The organism is Streptomyces griseus subsp. griseus, from assembly GCF_000720255.1.
Taxonomy (GTDB): Bacteria; Actinomycetota; Actinomycetes; order Streptomycetales; family Streptomycetaceae; genus Streptomyces; species Streptomyces griseus_I.
In genome coordinates, this window is sequence record NZ_JOJE01000118.1 from 1 (window position 1) to 1,450 (window position 1,450).

Sequence of the window (1,450 nt, forward strand, 5' to 3'; positions counted from 1 at the left end):
CTAGTAGGGCTTGGTCAGGTTCGTATGGGGGTGGGTATGTCGCGGTGGCAGGTGGGGCAGGCACCGGTCCAGAGGGCGAGGAGTGTCTGTAGCTCGCGGACGACCTGGTAGAGGCTTAGGCCGGCGCCGCGTCTTTTGGGGCCCGGGCCAGTCGTTGCAGGGTGCAGAAGGCGTGCGCGACGGAGACGAGGGTCACGTGGTGGTGCCAGCCGTTCCAGGTGCGGCCCTCGAAGTGGGCCAGCCCGAGGGCCTGCTTCATCTCCCGGTAGTCGTGCTCGATGCGCCAGCGGAGCTTGGCGAGCCGGACCAGTGTGGTCAAAGGCATGCCGGAGGGCAGGTCGGACAGCCAGTACTGCACCGGCTCGCTCTCACCGGCGGGCCATTCGGCCAGCAGCCAGGACACGGGCAGTTCGGGGCCGTCGGCGTGCTGGCGGACCTCGCGGCCAGCGGGCCGGATACGCAGGGCCACGAACCGGGAGTACATCCGCTTGCGGCCCGAGCGGCCGGTGCCGGGCCGGGAGCCCTCCCGCCACTGCACCGGCCGGGCCGCCTTCCGGCCCGCCGCGATGACCAGCTCCTTCACCGAGCGCGGCTTGTCGGGATACTTCGCCACCGGCGGGCGTCCCGTCCCGGAGTACGGCTCGGCCACCACCGCCGCGTCGGCGGGCTGGGCCGACAGCGTGGTGGAGATCCCCACCACGTAGTTCAGGCCACGGGCCTGCAGTCCGTGCCGGAAGGCGGCGGCGTCGCCGTATCCGGCGTCGGCGACGGCCAGCGGCACGTCGAGTCCCCAGGAGCGGGTCTCATCGAGCATGTCCAGGGCCAGCTGCCACTTCTCCACATGCCCGACATCGTCCGGGATGCCGCACGCGGTGCGGCGGGCGACCTTGTCCGCATCGGCTTTCGGCGAGGCGGGATCCCAGGTCTGGGGCAGGAACAGCCGCCAGTTGACCGCCGCCGAGGCGTGGTCGGACGCGAGGTGGAGGGAGACGCCGACCTGGCAGTTGGTGACCTTGCCCGCGGTGCCGGTGTACTGCCGCGACACGCATGCCGAGGCAGTCCCGTCCTTCAAGAACCCGGTGTCGTCGAAGACCAGGGCCTCGGGCCCGATCGCCTCCTCCATCCGCCAGGCGAGCTGGGCCCGGATGTGGGCCGGGTCCCAGGGGCTGGTGGTGATGAAGTTGGCCAGTGCCTGCCGGTTGCCGTCCTCCCCGAGCCGGGCGGCCATCGGCTCGACCGACTTACGCTGCCCGTCGGTCAGCAGACCCCGCAGATAGACCTGCCCCCAGCGACGCTGATCCTTGCGCGCGAACGGCTCGAACACCTCCGCCGCGAACCTCTCCAACTCACCACGCACCACAGCAATCTCGTCCGGAGTCACACACCCTCAACGCCGCACCCGTCCCGAAGGACACGCGCCACCACAACCGACCTGACCAAGCCCTACTAG

At 70.7% G+C, this 1,450-nt stretch carries 1 protein-coding gene; it reads right to left on the minus strand.

Going from position 1 to position 1,450, the window contains the following annotated elements; all coding sequences use genetic code 11:
* Positions 1-115: 115 nt before the first annotated feature.
* Complete coding sequence (locus IG99_RS43345; protein ID WP_037684535.1) at positions 116-1,381, minus strand: IS701 family transposase; 1,266 nt, start codon at positions 1,379-1,381, stop codon at positions 116-118.
* Positions 1,382-1,450: the final 69 nt, after the last annotated feature.